12 protein-coding genes are annotated in these 16,078 nt (G+C 42.3%); 5 read left to right on the top strand and 7 right to left on the bottom strand.

Features of this window, described 5'->3' with window-relative positions; genetic code table 11:
- The 3 genes from V7K25_RS01170 to V7K25_RS01160 form a co-directional block, all read left to right on the top strand.
- Positions 1-3,240 (top strand): tandem-95 repeat protein (locus V7K25_RS01170; protein WP_335154336.1); only part of this gene is annotated, 3,240 nt, incomplete at its 5' end.
- A gap of 866 nt (positions 3,241-4,106) precedes the next feature.
- Positions 4,107-4,793 carry a hypothetical protein gene (locus V7K25_RS01165; protein ID WP_335154334.1) on the top strand — a complete coding sequence of 229 codons (687 nt, stop codon included), beginning with the start codon at positions 4,107-4,109 and terminating at the stop codon, positions 4,791-4,793.
- 198 nt (positions 4,794-4,991) lie between these two features.
- On the top strand, positions 4,992-8,849 hold the full coding sequence (locus V7K25_RS01160) for a CHAT domain-containing protein (RefSeq protein WP_335154332.1): 3,858 nt from the start codon (positions 4,992-4,994) through the stop codon (positions 8,847-8,849).
- A 330-nt stretch (positions 8,850-9,179) separates the two neighbouring features.
- Here V7K25_RS01160 and V7K25_RS01155 read toward each other — a convergent pair whose 3' ends face one another.
- From V7K25_RS01155 to V7K25_RS01145, 3 genes are all read right to left on the bottom strand, one after another.
- Positions 9,180-9,380 (bottom strand): hypothetical protein, encoded by a 201-nt coding sequence (locus tag V7K25_RS01155; protein WP_292789634.1) that lies wholly within the window; start codon positions 9,378-9,380, stop codon positions 9,180-9,182.
- 290 nt (positions 9,381-9,670) lie between these two features.
- Positions 9,671-10,228 (bottom strand): recombination mediator RecR, encoded by a 558-nt coding sequence (gene recR / locus V7K25_RS01150; protein ID WP_292789635.1) that lies wholly within the window; start codon positions 10,226-10,228, stop codon positions 9,671-9,673.
- A 355-nt stretch (positions 10,229-10,583) separates the two neighbouring features.
- A complete protein-coding gene (locus V7K25_RS01145; RefSeq protein WP_334787326.1) occupies positions 10,584-10,934 on the bottom strand; it encodes a histidine triad nucleotide-binding protein in 351 nt (116 codons plus the stop codon).
- 177 nt (positions 10,935-11,111) lie between these two features.
- On the opposite strand from V7K25_RS01145, the gene V7K25_RS01140 reads away from it, so the two are divergent.
- A complete protein-coding gene (locus V7K25_RS01140; RefSeq protein ID WP_335154330.1) occupies positions 11,112-11,441 on the top strand; it encodes a hypothetical protein in 330 nt (109 codons plus the stop codon).
- Positions 11,442-11,672: 231 nt separating this feature from the next.
- Here the strand turns inward: V7K25_RS01140 and V7K25_RS01135 are convergent, their stop codons facing one another.
- Positions 11,673-12,284 (bottom strand): hypothetical protein, encoded by a 612-nt coding sequence (locus V7K25_RS01135; protein ID WP_335154328.1) that lies wholly within the window; start codon positions 12,282-12,284, stop codon positions 11,673-11,675.
- A 327-nt stretch (positions 12,285-12,611) separates the two neighbouring features.
- On the bottom strand, positions 12,612-13,388 hold the full coding sequence (locus V7K25_RS01130; RefSeq protein ID WP_335154326.1) for an ABC transporter permease: 777 nt from the start codon (positions 13,386-13,388) through the stop codon (positions 12,612-12,614).
- 310 nt (positions 13,389-13,698) lie between these two features.
- Here V7K25_RS01130 and V7K25_RS01125 point away from each other — a divergent pair, with 310 nt between their 5' ends.
- Positions 13,699-14,847, top strand: a complete 1,149-nt coding sequence (locus V7K25_RS01125; protein ID WP_334787329.1) for a DegT/DnrJ/EryC1/StrS family aminotransferase — start codon at positions 13,699-13,701, stop codon at positions 14,845-14,847.
- 101 nt (positions 14,848-14,948) lie between these two features.
- On the opposite strand, the gene V7K25_RS01120 is transcribed toward V7K25_RS01125, so the two are convergent.
- Both V7K25_RS01120 and V7K25_RS01115 read right to left on the bottom strand, forming a co-directional pair.
- A complete protein-coding gene (locus tag V7K25_RS01120) occupies positions 14,949-15,692 on the bottom strand; it encodes a DUF561 domain-containing protein (protein ID WP_335154324.1) in 744 nt (247 codons plus the stop codon).
- 97 nt (positions 15,693-15,789) lie between these two features.
- Positions 15,790-16,078, bottom strand: a 289-nt coding sequence (locus V7K25_RS01115) for a hypothetical protein (protein WP_335154322.1), incomplete at its 5' end; no start/stop codon positions are given.

Here is a 16,078-nt window from a genome sequence, read left to right as displayed (position 1 = left end):
GCCGCAACTAATTCCTTTAACCTAGCGGCAGTAAACGACGCACCCAAATTAACAACACCAGCAGCCACCCTCAGCGATGGCATAGAAGATACCGCCTATGCCATCAATAATAGTGACTTATTACAAGGGTTCAGCGATGTTGACGGTGATACCCTTTCCGTTTCTGGATTAACTGCTACTAATGGCACTGTTACCGACAATAGCAACGGAACTTACACCTTTAACCCCGCAAGCGACTACAACGGTACAGTTAACCTTAACTACAACGTCACCGATGGCAATGGTGGCATAACAGCCGCAACTAATTCCTTTAACCTAGCGGCAGTAAACGACGCACCCAAATTAACAACACCAGCAGCCACCCTCAGCGATGGCATAGAAGATACCGCTTACACCATCAGTGGCACTAACCTCTTACAAGGGTTCACCGATGTTGAAAATGATACGCTTTCCGTTTCTGAATTAACTGCTACCAATGGCAGTGTTACCGACAATAGCAACGGAACTTACACCTTTAACCCCGCAAGCAACTACAACGGGTTGGTAACTCTTAGCTACAACGTCACCGATGGCAATGGTGGTATAACAGCCGCAACTAATTCCTTTAACCTAGCGGCAGTAAACGACGCACCCGTAGTCACTCCAACTACCTTCAGTATCCTAGAGAATAGTGCTAACGGTACAGTATTAGGCACGATCGCAGGTAGCGATGTTGAAAGTAGTCCTCTATCTAACTGGACAATTGCAAGCGGTAACACTGATGTCAATAAAGATGGGAAATTAGCCTTTGCGATTAACTCCACTACAGGACAAATCACAGTTAATGATAGTGGTGATTTAGACTTTGAAACTCAGCCAAAGTTTGACCTAAAAGTTACCGTCAGTGATGGTTCTGCAACCAGCAATCCCGGTAACGTCACCATTAACCTGACTGATGCAAACGATACACCTACCCTGAATACTCCCACTGACATCAGTTACACTGATACAGCTAATCATGATACTTTTAGCGCTCAAACTGGTACATTAGCAACCAGTGACCCAGATAGCGAACAAACCCTGACCTACGGGATTACTGGTGGTACAGTTAGTGGCACAACTGTAACCAAAACCGGAACTTATGGTACACTCAGTCTCAACAGCAGCACGGGATCATATACCTTCACACCTGTTGATAGTGCAATTGAAGCACTGACAAGCAACAATACAGACAGCTTTACCTTTACAGTTAGTGATGGTACTGCTACCGATAGCAAAACCCTAAATATTAACCTGACTGGTGTAAATGATACACCTACCTTAGAAAATGCGATCGCTGATCCAATAACTAAACAAGATACAGCTTTCAGTTTTACTTTTGATGCTAATACCTTTAATGATATCGATGCTGGAGACAGTCTGAGTTACTCAGCAACTCTAGAAGATGGTAGTAATATACCAAGCTGGCTGAAATTTGATGCAGCTACGCGCACATTTAGCGGTACACCAACTAACGCCGATGTCAGTGTTCTCAATATCAAACTAACAGCAACCGATACATCAAATCAAACAGTGATTGCTAATTTTGCTTTAAAGGTAGACAACGTAAATGATCCACCTACCTTAGAAAATGCGATCGCTGATCAAGTCGCTAAACAAGATACAGCTTTCAGTTTTACTTTTGATGCTAATACCTTTAATGATATCGATGCTGGAGACAGTCTGAGTTACTCAGCAACTCTAGAAGATGGTAGTGATATACCAAGCTGGCTGAAATTTGATGCGGCTACGCGCACATTTAGCGGTACACCAACTAACGCCGATGTCAGTGTTCTCAATATCAAACTAGCAGCAACTGATACATCAGATCAAACAGTTATTGCTAATTTTGCTTTAAAGGTAGACAACGTAAATGATCCGCCTACCTTAGAAAATGCGATCGCTGATCAAGTCGCTAAACAAGATACAGCTTTCACTTTTACTTTTGATGCTAATACCTTTAATGATATCGATGCAGGAGATAGTCTGAGTTACTCAGCAACTCTACAAGATGGTAGTAATATACCTAGCTGGCTGAAATTTGATGCGGCTACGCGCACATTTAGCGGTACACCAACTAACGCCGATGTTGTCAATCTGACAATTGAGGTACAAGCTAAAGATAATGATGGCGTAAGTGCCACTGACAGCTTTGCATTAGCTGTCGAACCCAATAATGGCGCACCTACCTTCAAGCTTTCAAAAATTGCGGATGATATCTTTAAAATCTCTAATAGCAGTAGCAAATCAAAACTTCAAGTTACTTTCACCGGACAAAGCTCTAATCTTGTAAATGAACTAGGAGTGTTTACCGTTGACGATGCTCAAGGTAACATCAATGGTATTGCTCCAGGCGCAGCAGGTTATGCCCAAGCAGCTTTAGACCGAGCTAAGGTAATTTTCTCTGCTATTGCCAATCTTCCCAATGGGTTTAATAGCAACAATTTGACACATCTGTTGGAATTTAACTCCGATGATAACTTGAGATTTTATTTGGTGAAAAATAGCACAACTGATGCTGTACGGACTGGAGTTACTCCACTCACAGACATACTATTTTCTAATCCTTTAAGCCAAAAGATCACAGACTTGGGAAATGATGACTTTTCCCTTGGGTGGAAAGATGGCTCTGGTAATAACGCTGCTGACTTCAATAATCTGGTGGTCAAAATTCAGTCCACAAATGATTCATTACCTCTGGGTACAAATCTGCAAGGAAACCCCCAAGGAGAAGTGATTGATTTGCGCGGTGTCACAAGTCAGGTAAAAGCTGATTTTGTGGTCAACAGAGAAGCAGCTTTCAAGAATTTCATCGGCTTTTATCAAGTAGCTGATGAGAATGGTGGCATTGACACCAACGGAGATGGCAAAGCAGATATTCTCACTGGACAGGCTGGTTATACTGAAGCCGCAGTTCGTGGGCGTGTTGCAGGCATTGACTTGACAGTTAATAACCAAGGTACTGCAAGTTACACAGGAACTTTCCAGCCAGGTTCTATCTTTGCACCATTTATTATTGCTAATGGTATACCTGATGCTTTACTTGATAGCAATCCAAATAACAATCCAGCAGTTTACTTCCCATTCTTGGGAGCTAACACTGATAAAGTAGATCACATTCGCTTGTTAGGGAATAACGTTTTTGGCTTTGAGGATTTAGCAAGTGGTGGTGACAAAGATTTCAACGATATGATCGTGCGAGTCAATATGACTATTGCCTAGTTTAAATTATTATCGGACTTACGCATTGACAATAAATACCAAATATGTTTAAAGTGAAAACCACATCTTTCGTAGGGGCACAGAAAAAGCTCATTGGTGTCAACTTAAGCTAGAAATAGCTTAACTGTTGGCTTCATCACCCGCCTAGAACTAAAGTTCTTTGGCTTTTAGCTAAAGTCTACTCAAGTAGACTAAAGATTTTTCAGATTATTTAGTCATCTAAAGATTGACTTTCGCTATTAGCAAGGAACTTCAGTTCCTTGCGGGACATGGCTTTTAGGTTAAGTTGACACGTATGAGCATGGCTTTTCCCCTACAGCATCGTCTATTTACGATCAAAGGATAATTAATCAAAGCCTGAAACAACCTATTTTGCTTAATGCACATTACGATGAATTTGTAAAGTGCGTAATTCCTATATTAAACATTGCCTATACTCAGTCGAGCCAATGTTGAGCAATGTTCTTAAGCACCATTGGTTTAAGTTAGGACTGACGCAAAACTATACCTGTAGGGGCAATTCATGAATTGCCCCAACCGTAAAATTAGGGTTTCAGCTATTGTTTGCGTAAGTCCTGTAAGTAAGCGAGCGTGAATAATTAAAGGTTTGTAGTAAGCGGCTCTAGCCCTATTCTCAGGGCTGGAGCCGGGGAGCACAGGGAAAGTTGCAGTAAGTCTTTACCCCATGCGCGATGCCCAATACTTCTCTACGAGAGGCTGCGCCAACGACAACGCTCAGTACAAGTGCCCCATGCCCTAGAGGAAAAAAGAGATTTCCAGTCTATAGATTTTATTGACGGAACTAACGCCATAGTCCAGTGCGATCGCTACAATTTTAGGATAAGCAATACTCGATGGTGTAGCAGATGCTCAAGCGGCTATTTCAATGGCTCAAAAAGCTTTTTCAGAGGTTGTTTGGTGGAAAACAGACTGCCTCAAAATATCGGGGGAATGTGCAAAAAGAACCAGCACCACCCTTAAGCGATACGGATCTGGAATTTCTCTTCAACGAACTGTTGCAAGGAGTACATCAAGCACGAGGGGAAGCATGGGCACGGAAGTGGCTGCATAATATTGAACATCGCATCCCAACTGAGCGCTGGGTTGAGTGGTTAGGGCGCTTTGGCGACAGATTGCTGGCATCACCTACACCCAATAATGAAATAGCTGCGCGATTAGTGGAACTGGGTGAGTTGGGCATCGGAGAAGTGGGAGATGTTGCCTATAGTATCGGGATGCAATTATTGACACGCAATCAAGGCGAACCAATTTGGGAATATGAAGGCCCGGATGCTCTTAGCACAAGTTTGCTCTCTGAGCCAACCGCCCTAATATTAGAATCAGCAGATCAGCCAGAGAACCTCCCAGAGGGAGAATCTCAAACTGTCACCCTAGAAGAGTTGTTTGTGATGTTGCAGCAGGATCAAAACTTACGCCAGCAGATTGCTGAACAGCTTGCGGTTGAGACAGACGATCCCCAACTGCTTGTCCAGGCATTGATTAGCCAATTATATCCGGCTGGTCAATCGACTACAGAGCAAACAGAAAATTAAGAGCTTGGCAAACTCAAAATTCAAGAGTTGAATCTGGTAATTGTAACGTTCTAATGCTATGCTCTTGAAGTTTTGGATATTTTTTGCTAATCTGCTACGCAAGCGCTGTCAGGATCTAATGGGTTTTTACGTAATTGATGATTTTTTGAACACAACGATGGCTACAATCTAGAAAAACAAAATCCAAGAGTGTGGCAGATGCTCAGGCGGATATCGCAGTCGCTTAAAAGGTTTTTAAAGCGCCTCATTGAAAGTAAGCAGACTCGTCGTTCTCTCAAGGGTGGGAGAGGACGCAATGTGGTGGGGGTAATACCAGAACTAACCAATGCGGATCTGGAACAATTGTTTATCCAATTGTTAGAAGGCGTGCATCAAGCACGAGGACAACAGTGGGCATTAAGGTATCTGCAACGGCTCGAAAATCGGATTCCGGCTGAACGCTGGATAGATTGGTTGGTGATGTTTGGCGAAACCTTGTTAGCTTCACCTGCACCGAATCCTCTGTTAGCATCCCAGATGGTGCAGCTGGGAGAACTTGGGATTGGCAGAATTGGAGACGTTGCATACAATATTGGCATCCGCCTGATGCAAAACTCACCCATACCTATAGAGTATGAGGACAATCAGGCGCAAGATGGGGTAGAAATGACTCCTGGGCAAGCGCTGATCCGCGACTTAGGCGAACAGTTATGGGAGTATGACGAGGGAAATGCAATAGAAGCGACTCCTGGGCAAGAGTTAATCCGCAATTTAGGCGAACAGTTATGGGAGTATGACGAGGGAAATGTCGGAGAATCTACAACCGATGAAGAAATTCTCCCAACTTCCCCTGGTCAAGAGCTAATCCGTAGCTTAGGTGAGCAGTTATGGGAATATGATCTGCAAGATGTTGAACCAATAACCTTAGCACCCGAAAATGTCTCTTCTGAGGAAGAATTGACTGAGAATTTAGAGGAACTGGTATTGGAATATGAACCAGAAGACACCCAAAGCATAATCAGAGAAAATCTCCCTCTCCCCGCAGCCGAAGATTCAATCACCTCATTAGCCCAACTGAGGTTCGGCGATGAAGAGAAAGTTACTCCAACTAAAACAGCAACAAATGTCCTTTCGACTAGAGAAAAAACTGAATTAACAACGTCTGACTTGGAGTCAACCTGGGATAAAACTTTGACGAATTTAGAGCCAAACGTGGCTTATACCCTAGATGAGTTGTGGGTAAGCTTGGATCAAAGTACCAATTTAGTCCAGCAACTTGCTGCTAATTTGGCAGATCAAAGCAATAATCCCTCTGGTATTATTGAGCGACGTAGCGATAATCCTGTTACCCAGGCTAAAACGTGGTTTTACCAAGGTCTAAGCCAAGCGAAAACGGGTGATTTATTAGGCGCGATCGCCTCTTATGACCAAGCGATCAAACTACAACCCAAATTCCCCGAATATTGGTTTAACCGAGGCTTGACGCTGTTTCATTTAGAACGTTTTGATGAAGCGATCGCATCTTACCAAACCGCCACAGAACTGAAACCTGACTTCTACAAAGCTTGGTACAACAGAGGTCGAACTCTGGGAGAATTAGGATATTTTGAAGAAGCGATCGCTTCTTTTGACAAAGCCATAGAAATCAAACCAGACTACCAAGAAGCTTGGTCTAGCCGGGGTTTGGCGCTGTTAAAGTTAGGTTGGCTACCAGAAGCTATTTCTAGTTATGACCATGCGCTACATCTGGAACCAGAAGACCAGGAAAACTGGTATTACCGAGGCATAGCACTGGCTGTAGGCGAACAATTTGCCGAAGCGATTATATCTTACGACAAAGCGCTAGAAATTCACCCAGAGTATCACGAAGTCTGGATAGACCGGGGTGTAGTGCTGTTTAATTTAGGAAGGTGGTCAGAAGCGATCGCCTCCTGGGACAAAGCCCTCTCAGTTCAAGGCGATTTCTACTTAGCTTGGTACAACCGGGGTATAGCATTAGACAACTTAGGACGCCACCAAGAAGCGATCGCCTCCTATCAGCAAACGATCGCCATTAAACCCGACTTCCACTTAGCTTGGTATAATCAGGCAGTAGCACTGTTTTCTTTAGAACAATTTGGCGAAGCGATCGCCTGTTATGACAACGCTTTGCAAATTAAACAAGATTATTGGGAAGCTTGGATTGGTCGGGGAAATGCGATCGGTAATTTAGTAGATTCTGAGGCATTGCTGAATTTGTCGAGTCGGATAACAGCGACAAATCCCGCCTTACAACAGGGCGGCTATGAAGGAAAATTAGCCAGCTATGAGGAAGGGTTAAAGCATCTGCGGACAGATACCCATCCAGAAGGTTGGGGTAGATTGCATGTTGCGATCGGTAATACTTACTACGACCGAGGCAAAAAACATCCCAATAGCCGCGATTATTGGCGCAAAGCCGCATCTGAGTACCATCAGGCGCTATTAACTCTCACACTAGAATATTTTCCCCAGTTGCACCTAGAAGTTTTGCAATCTCTAAGCAAAGTGCTGATGGGTTTGGGACAAACAACACAAGTTCAAGAATTGCTGCAACGCGGCACAGATTTATTGCAACAATTGCTGAGTGAAGAAACTCGCTCAGACGAAAGTAAAAAACAGCTAGCTTTAAAATTTGCCGGCTTTGAGCAATTAGCAGTTGATTTAGCCGTAGAGTCCGGTGATTTAGTTGAAGCTTGGCAAATTGCCGAACAAGGTAAAAATGCTTGTTTAAACTGGCTGCTATCTGGCTGGAATGATCAGATTTACTCACCTGATTATGGCGCAATTCAACAACTATTCAATCCCACAACAGCAATTATTTACTGGCATATTAGTCCAGTTGCCCTACATACTTTCATTCTCAAAGACCAAGCACCATCACCAATCCTCCTGTTTACACCCATGCAAGATCCTGGGGCAATCCCTTTAGGAGAAGATGCTATCCGTCTAAATGAATTGCCCTTACCCGAAGCAGTGCAACGCCTAATTGAATTTGAAACTTGGCTAGAAGATTGGCATCAACAATATCAAGAATATCGCAGCACGGCTCAAGACAAAGAAAGTAAAAGCCAGCATTCTTGGCGAGTTGATATGGAACAAAAACTGTTGCAACTGTATGAAATTCTGAATATTTCCACAATTGCACAGGAACTTGAAGGCATCACCCAACTGGTTTTAATTCCTCACCGTGACTTGTCCAGATTGCCCATTCATACCCTTTTCCATCTCTCTAACCCATCGCCGGAAGAGTTGCCGAATGTGGAGTCAAATTTCAGCGTTACCTATCTGCCTAGTGCCCAAATAGGTTTATCAATAAAAACTGAAGAGATTTGGCAGTGGCAAAATCAGTTATTGCTCAGTGTTGAACATCCTGAAAGTGCAGCTTATCCCACACTCAAATTTGCCAAACTTGAGTCGGAAGTTGTGAGCCAGATGTTTAATAATATCAAACGAATTCAGGGGTCAGAAGCTACGAAAACTCTTGTCGAAAATGCCTTATTTGCTAATTACAACATCTTTCATTTTACGGGTCGTGTCACTAATAATTTAGCTGAACCTAAAAAGTCAGAATTAGCATTAGCAGGTGAAGACAAACTTACTCTAGATGAATGCCAACAGAATCTAGCAAATTACAATCTTATTACTCTCTCTGCGTGTGAAAATTTAAGTCCTAGCAACCACACTATCAGCAGCGAATATGTGAGTTTAGTTAGTGGTTTTGTGAGTCAGGGTGTTCCTCATGTAGTGAGTACTCTCTGGAGTGTAGAATCTTCAGCTAGTGCGTTGGTAATGATCGAGTTTTATCGGCGATTGCAGCCCAATAAATCAGCAGTTACTGCCTTAGCGGAAGCAACACGATGGCTGAAAGAACTAACTGCTGGAGAACTGACAAAATGGTATGAAGATATCTTGAATAATCTGCATCCTGATGAATTACGAATTCAAACTTATTTAGCGACACAACTATATAGAAATAGTAAAATGGCATCAGATAAAAATCTTTATAATCATCCTTATTACTGGGCAGCATTCACGATTACGGGTAAGCCGAATTAATCTTTTGTGCTGCTGCTAAAACTGCTGTTTTATTCCTCGCCGATTCTTGACCACAACTATTTAGCATCAGCACTGTAAATAACATCAGTATCATGCTGCTTGTGCGATCGCTATGGTGGACTCAATAATCAGGAATTCAATATACTTCTTGCATAAATCAAAAAAAGAACCCCACCCCGCTTTTGACTTACCTCAAATTCTCCCCTCCCCGCAAGCGGGAAAGGGCTGGGGGTGGGGTGTTAGGGACTTTTGCAAGAGGTCTAATCCACCATTGTTGAGTTTAGTTACAAATCAGAGCCGACGCAGTTAAACCTTGACTCGTTGTCGGAGTCAACTTTGCTCCTGGTCAACTTTTTCGATATCATCAGGTGTACCAGTGGCAGAAATTTTTGATGCGCCAGATTTACCTGCACCTGAGTTGCCGCCAGAAGCGCCAGCACCCCCTGAGTGTTTAGAATCCGTGTTGCCTTGTTCTTCTTGAAGCTGTTCAAGACGGTTTTTTTCTTGAGCTTTATCTTTTTGGTCAGCCATATCTTATTTAGATTTTTTGCGTAGCGATCGCTCTTAACTCTATCATTTTCCTTATTCAAGCGACACTAGAGGCAAATGCTTTTAATTAACGCTTCTGGACTGGGTTGATAGCAATAGGTCACTCTCTTTAAGACTAGCTTGTTGATTTTTGGGTTATGAGATTGCCCAAATCCCTTTGCACACATGGCACTGACTCAAAATTTACGTGCTGGCAAACGTGATTTTAACATAATTAGTCAGGCGATGAGCAGAAGCGAAAGCTAGCTTTAAATAAGGAAGTTTATTTAAGCCTAATCTAACTCCCGACGTCCTTCCAATGCCCTTGCTAGGGTCACTTCGTCGGCGTACTCCAAATCACCACCTACAGGCAAACCAAAGGCAATCCGCGTCACTTTGGTAAATGGTTTTAGTAGCTGACCGATATATAGTGTTGTTGTTTCCCCTTCTACACTCGGACTAATTGCGAGAATTACTTCTTGAGGTTTTTGCTGATTCACCCGGCGCTGCAAAGCCACTATAGTCAACTGTTCTGGGCCAATTCCATCAATTGGCGAAATCACCCCACCCAAAACGTGATATTTACCTTTATACTCGCGCGTTTTTTCCAGCGCAATCACATCGCGGGGATCTGCTACAACACAGATAGTGCTGTTGTCACGGTTGGAATTGCGGCAGATTTCACAAACTGGTTCGGCAGATAAGTGAAAGCAAACAGAACACAAGCCTATTTGTTTTTTTGCCTCAATCAGAGCTTGTGCTAAAGCTTCAACTTCTGCTTCTGGGCGCTTCAAAATATGCAAAGCCAGTCGTTGGGCAGATTTAGGGCCAACTCCCGGCAAGCGTTGCAATTGCTCAATTAACCGTGCTAAAGGGCGTGCGTAAACCGTTGTCTTATCTCCTGAATGTTTTTACTTTTACTATGATGACATTCTTACTGGTTTTTGGATTGGTCATTTAATTTATCAGAAGTCAATGAGATTCTACACCCCCGTCTGCTAAATACACGTCACCCTAAAAGGGGTTCAGAAATATTCAGACTTGATGTTGGGTTTCACTTCCTTACAGGACGCTGTTCGCGTTCGTTCTACCCAACCTACGAATGATTAAATTCCATACTCTTTTTGTCGTTTTCTGTACTAAGTTGCAAACAGTGATTTTTTTTAGTGATGAATTGTGTCTCTAGACGCAATTCATCGGGTTTTATCAACCAGGAGGCCAGTTTAACTGCCGTCCTCCCAAAATATGCAGATGTAAGTGATGGACTGTTTGACCACCGTCATCACCAGTATTGATGACAACTCGATAACCATTTTTCAGTCCAGCTTCTTCTGCAACACGTTTGGCGGTTAACAAAAGATGCCCCAACAGAGCATGATCGTGAGATTCAGCATCAGCTAGTGAGGGAATGGGTTTTTTGGGAATGACGAGGATGTGAACGGGCGCTTGGGCGTGGATATCTTTGAATGCCAGGGCTAAATTATCCTCATAAACAATATCAGCGGGAATTTCCCGACTAATGATTTTGCTGAAAATCGTTTCTGTAGTTTCACTCATGCCAATCTACCTGCTCATCTGCTAGAGATTTTAAAAGTTTACTGTAGGTTTCTTCCTGTCTGCCTTACAGCAATGTTAAGAAAGATGTGACTAATGGATAGCCCAATATGGGAGAGGGGAGTGCTTATTTTAAATACGGGATGACATGACAACTGTATATGTTATAACTTTGTACGAATGATGTTTAGTGAAGCTCGCATAACTTCAGGAGTAGTCACGGTGAATCAGATACAACTGACTTTAACTATTGGTTATCTGTTAATGACATGCTATTTTTTAAGCAATTGGTTAATATTTTTGCTACGTCATCCTGCTTCCACTCCAGAAGATAAATTTTTATCAGTTGTGATGTTTTTGGTAACAACTATCTTCTGGCCTCTGATGATTCCGATGTCTTGTTTAGAAATAGTTCAAAAAAAACGAATAGACTTTAGTAAAATGATTCCTGTTCTCTTAGCAATATTTGTATTTAGTATTTCATATTATTTAACTGACATTGCCTACTAACTGAAATAATGGCTCTGCGATCATCCCAAATAGCAGCTAACTGGATATCGATTTTATAGGGCAAGATGTTAAATTTTGCCTCACTATTTATCAAGCCTATCGCTTCAACGCTTTGATTGTCGCATCGTCATCCAAGTGGAATTCTTGGTAGGCTGTCAAACTCGTTTTGGGTTGAGATGGTCGTTATCGAACCAAAAAATCACTCTAATTTCATCGGGAGAATACATGATGTTATTGTTTTTGTATTTTTAATTCACATTGTTGAAAAATATAATTCACCGCCGCAAATAATTTATCTAAATCTTGAATTACATACAAATTTTTATTTCGAGTAAACACATCAGCAATCAACTTTCCAAATTCCCATATTTTGCCGTTAGAAACAATCCCAAAAACAGCGCTGGCAAAATCATCATTAATTCGCTGCACTGCGATCATTTCAGCTAAACACTGACCCCAACCTTCTTCAAATTTGTCCTGTTTAGCTTCAACAGTCAAAAAATAAGGTTTATCAAAAACAATCGTACCCAGAGGGTTTCGCTGTGTCACCGTATAGTCTGGAACGCCTGATAAATCTTCATCGTAAGCTAATGTTTCGTGACTCCAAAGTGTTAATTTACTTCGGTAAGTTTTCCATACTTCTTTCAATACTGGATAGATGAGATTTTCACCAATAGCATTTTCAGAATTATCAATAACTCCATCTGTAAATAGCAAATCTAATTCTTCTTTAAAAGATTGTTCAACAGGAAATCCTAGTTCCAACATAAAGTTAGACTGTACATATTTAATTTGAAACTTTTTAACGACTGTGCTAATACTTTTATAATTACTAAATGCCATTTTAATTTACCTTTTATTGAAAACTCCGTCACTTTTTTAATAAAATGTGAGATGCAAATTTAAGTATTTTTTCTAGGACTTTTGCCTAGATCCAAGTTTACTCGCGGTAGAGCCGCAATGAGGTGCAAATCTTAAGTAGGGGAGGCAGGTGTAGCTCAGGCTTCCTTAGATCATAACTGCCGTTGCGTTACAACCTTATGTCTAACGTACTGCAATAGAAAGAAATCAATATGGCAAATGAACCTAGAATATCAAAGGGAAGTTTTGCAGATGGAGGCAGAATTTGCCCCGGCTCAGTGGGAAGCTTTGAAGCTTGAGATTAACCGCTCACCTCACCAACTGTGCGGCGGAGTTAAAAAACTGACGACACAATCCCCTCGTTAGTAAAACTGTTGTCAGTAAATTAGCGAAAGCAACCATGAACATAATCAAAATTTCGTAGGATACAGCATCCAAGGGTTTAACACCAGCTAATAACTGTCCGGTGGTAATTCCTGGTATTGCGACCATACCTATGAGTATCATTTGATTGAGAGTGGGAATCAATCCGGCTTTGATGGCATCTTTACGATACTGACTAACTGCTTGCTCTGGAGTTGCACCTAAGCTCAAATGGGTTTCTATTTCCAGATGGCTGGAGTTAATGGTGCTGACAAGGCGATCGCCTGCTAAAGCAGCTGCATTGGTAGCATTACCTAAAACTATGCCTGCTAGGGGAATTATATAGTGTGGTTCGTACCATCTCTCTGGTTGAATGATCAAAAAGTTGGTGTAAAGCACTGTTAGGGCGGTACTAATTAAAATTGCACCCCATACCAAAGGCAATAGATGAGGAATTTTTTGGCTGATGCGATTTCGTGCGACAATCGCCGTAATTGTCAGCATTATTGCTAATAGCGCCAAAACTGCCCAAGCATTGTCTAAAGCCAAGATGAAATCTAAAATGTATCCCAATACAAGAAGTTGTAAAATGGTTCTCCCAGTAGCAAGGGCGAAGTTCAACTCTAATCCTAATTTTTCCCAGGCAGATAAACCAATGGCGATCGCCATCAATCCCACAGCAATAGCTAAATCCACAAAATCCAGCTTGATTAAATCCGGCATGAGTTCTCTATCTCCTGGTATTTTCTTGTCAAAGCAGCCCACACAAGAGGAACTTTGATCCGATGTGTTGGATCTTGGTTGATATATATCACTTTCATCAATTCAAAATGGTACAACCTTAAAATGGCAAACACCTAGTATGCCTACTATCTGTAAATTAAATCTGCGGTAGTTTCCCGCCCGACGATTTAAGTAAAAACCCTAATAGATGCGTATCTTGGGCGATAGTCTTTTAGTAGCTCCTATTTGATTAAGCAAAAATTGACTGTCGAAGTGCATCCTTATGTATCTCCCGATAAAATCAGAACTCATGATCCAAAGTGTAAATCCCATCCCTGCCTTTGATATCAAGCAGCAATACACCAGCATTGAAGCAGAAGTAAGTGCAGCCGTCTTAGAGGTTCTGGCTTCTGGCCGCTATATCGGCGGCCCCTTAGTCGAAGGCTTTGAGCAACAGTTTGCTGCTTATAATACTGTTAGTGAATGTGTGGCTTGTAATTCTGGTACTGATGCGCTCTACTTAGCGTTACGAGCCTTGGAAATTGGTGCAGGCGATGAAGTGATTACAACGCCTTTCACCTTTATTGCGACATCGGAAGTGATTAGCGCCGTGGGTGCAAAGCCTGTTTTCGTTGATATTGACGCTACTACGTTTAATTTGGATGTGGAGCAAGTAGCGGCGGCGATTACACCCAAAACCAAAGCGATTATCCCGGTTCACCTATTTGGACAACCTGTGGATATGACATCATTGATGGCGATCGCTCAGTCTTACAATTTATCAATAATTGAAGATTGCGCTCAGTCTACAGGCGGAATTTGGGCTGATCAAAAACTTGGAAGCATTGGACATATTGGTTGCTTTAGTTTCTACCCTACCAAAAATCTTGGTGGTTGTGGCGATGGTGGGGCAATAACGACTAATGATCCAGCGATCGCCACTAAACTGCGAATACTACGGGATCATGGTAGTAAAATTCGATATTTACACGAAGAAATCGGTGTAAATAGCCGCTTAGATGCTCTCCAAGCGGCTATTTTGCAGATTAAGCTACGTTATTTAGATATTTGGAATGATCACCGACGAGATATTGCCAACTATTACTACCAGTTCCTCAGTAAAATTCCGGGGATAATCCCGCCCCAAGAATTACCTGGGGGTATTGGGGTATGGAATCAATACACTATTCGCATCTCAGGCGAAGGGCGAAATGGTTCTAGCGCCAAATATCGAGATTGGCTGCGTAGTCAATTGCAAGAACAGGGCGTGAGTTCAATGATTTACTACCCCCACCCTTTACATTTGCAGCCAGTTTATCAAAGTCTGGGTTATCAAATTGGGGACTTACCAATAGCAGAGCAAGCTTGCCATGAAGTCATATCCTTGCCTATGTTCCCAGAACTCACACAACAGCAGCAAGATCAGGTGATTTATGCGTTGAAGGAAGTTAGGAGTTAGGAGTTAGGAGAGACGCGATTAATCGCGTCTGTACAGAAGTTGGGAGTTTTGAATAAATAAAAGTTTCTTCAACTCATAACTCATCACTCCTAACTCATCACTCATTTCATTACTGCATTTGCAGTCGCTAACGCTTCTACCAAGCCACGCACGGCAGCAATCATGGCGACTTCGCTATTGAGTTGGTTAATGGCGGAACCAACACCAACACCAGCCGCACCAGCAGCGATCGCTAATGGTGCGGTAACGTTAGAAATGCCGGAAGCACACAATACTGGCACTGACACCACGCGGGAAATCTCAAAAGCTGCTGCCAAGGTGGGGGCAGCTTTTTCAATTAATCCTAAAGTTCCTGGGTGAACTGGATTACTGCTAGTGCCGCCTTCGGTTTGGATAATGTCCGCTCCCGCTTTCACTAGTTCTTCTGCTAGCTGTACCTGTTGATGTAGTTCCAAGATGTGGGGAACCGTGATAGATAGGGTGATTTCCGGGAAGAGAGCGCGGGTTTGCTTAGTCAGCGCTAGCACTTCTGGAGCCTCAAAGCGCCGTCCTTGAACATAGAAGGAATCGAAATTTCCGATTTCAATTAAATCAGCACCAGCTGCCACAGCTTGCACAAATTTATCTGGTTCTACTGCCGATACACAAATTGGTAAATTTGTCAAACTTTTAGCTAGCTGGACTAAGGCTGAATCGGCGGCAATATCGACAAAAGTAGCACCGCCAAATTCAGCAGCTTTAACGGTAGCGGCGACACTAGCGGTATCGAAGTTATTTAAGCCGGTGATCACTTTCAGAACGCGGCGGTTATTAAATGCACGTTTGAGTGTAGAATGCATCGTCATAGTTTGGCTTTTGAAGGTACGAAAATTAGGTATATTCTACCGTTACTCAGTTGATCAGGGACTAAATCACTATGGTAGTTGCCAAATCTTGATAGTTTTATTCTTTTTTCGGAATTGCGATCGCTAAGTACAGCTTTGCATAAGTTCGTAGCGAATCGTTTATAGCTTTTGGGTTGGCATTTATAGCTTTTGAGTTGGCATTTATAGCTTTTGGGTTGGCATTTGTAGCTTTTGGGTTGGCATTTATAGCTTTTGAGTTGGCATTTATAGCTTTTGAGTTGGCATTTATACCTTTTGAGTTGGCATTTATAGCTTTTGAGTTGGCATTTATAGCTTTTGAGTTGGCATTTATAGCTTTTGAGTTGGCATTTATAGCTTTTGAGTTG

This window comes from Nostoc sp., from assembly GCF_036919495.1.
Lineage (GTDB): Bacteria > Cyanobacteriota > Cyanobacteriia > Cyanobacteriales > Nostocaceae > Nostoc.
Note: the sequence above shows the minus strand (reverse complement) of the source record. Positions and strands in the feature narration are given on the sequence as shown.

Excerpts from the sequence above, each read along its gene's own strand:
- V7K25_RS01125 (WP_334787329.1), top strand. The coding sequence starts at position 13,699 with ATGATCCAAAGTGTAAATCCCATCCCTGCCTTTGATATCAAGCAGCAA.
- V7K25_RS01130 (WP_335154326.1), bottom strand. The coding sequence starts at position 13,388 with ATGCCGGATTTAATCAAGCTGGATTTTGTGGATTTAGCTATTGCTGTG.
- V7K25_RS01160 (WP_335154332.1), top strand. The coding sequence starts at position 4,992 with ATGCTCAGGCGGATATCGCAGTCGCTTAAAAGGTTTTTAAAGCGCCTC.
- V7K25_RS01120 (WP_335154324.1), bottom strand. The coding sequence starts at position 15,692 with ATGACGATGCATTCTACACTCAAACGTGCATTTAATAACCGCCGCGTT.
- V7K25_RS01155 (WP_292789634.1), bottom strand. The coding sequence starts at position 9,380 with ATGGCTGACCAAAAAGATAAAGCTCAAGAAAAAAACCGTCTTGAACAG.
- V7K25_RS01165 (WP_335154334.1), top strand. The coding sequence starts at position 4,107 with ATGCTCAAGCGGCTATTTCAATGGCTCAAAAAGCTTTTTCAGAGGTTG.
- V7K25_RS01135 (WP_335154328.1), bottom strand. The coding sequence starts at position 12,284 with ATGGCATTTAGTAATTATAAAAGTATTAGCACAGTCGTTAAAAAGTTT.
- V7K25_RS01140 (WP_335154330.1), top strand. The coding sequence starts at position 11,112 with ATGATGTTTAGTGAAGCTCGCATAACTTCAGGAGTAGTCACGGTGAAT.
- V7K25_RS01145 (WP_334787326.1), bottom strand. The coding sequence starts at position 10,934 with ATGAGTGAAACTACAGAAACGATTTTCAGCAAAATCATTAGTCGGGAA.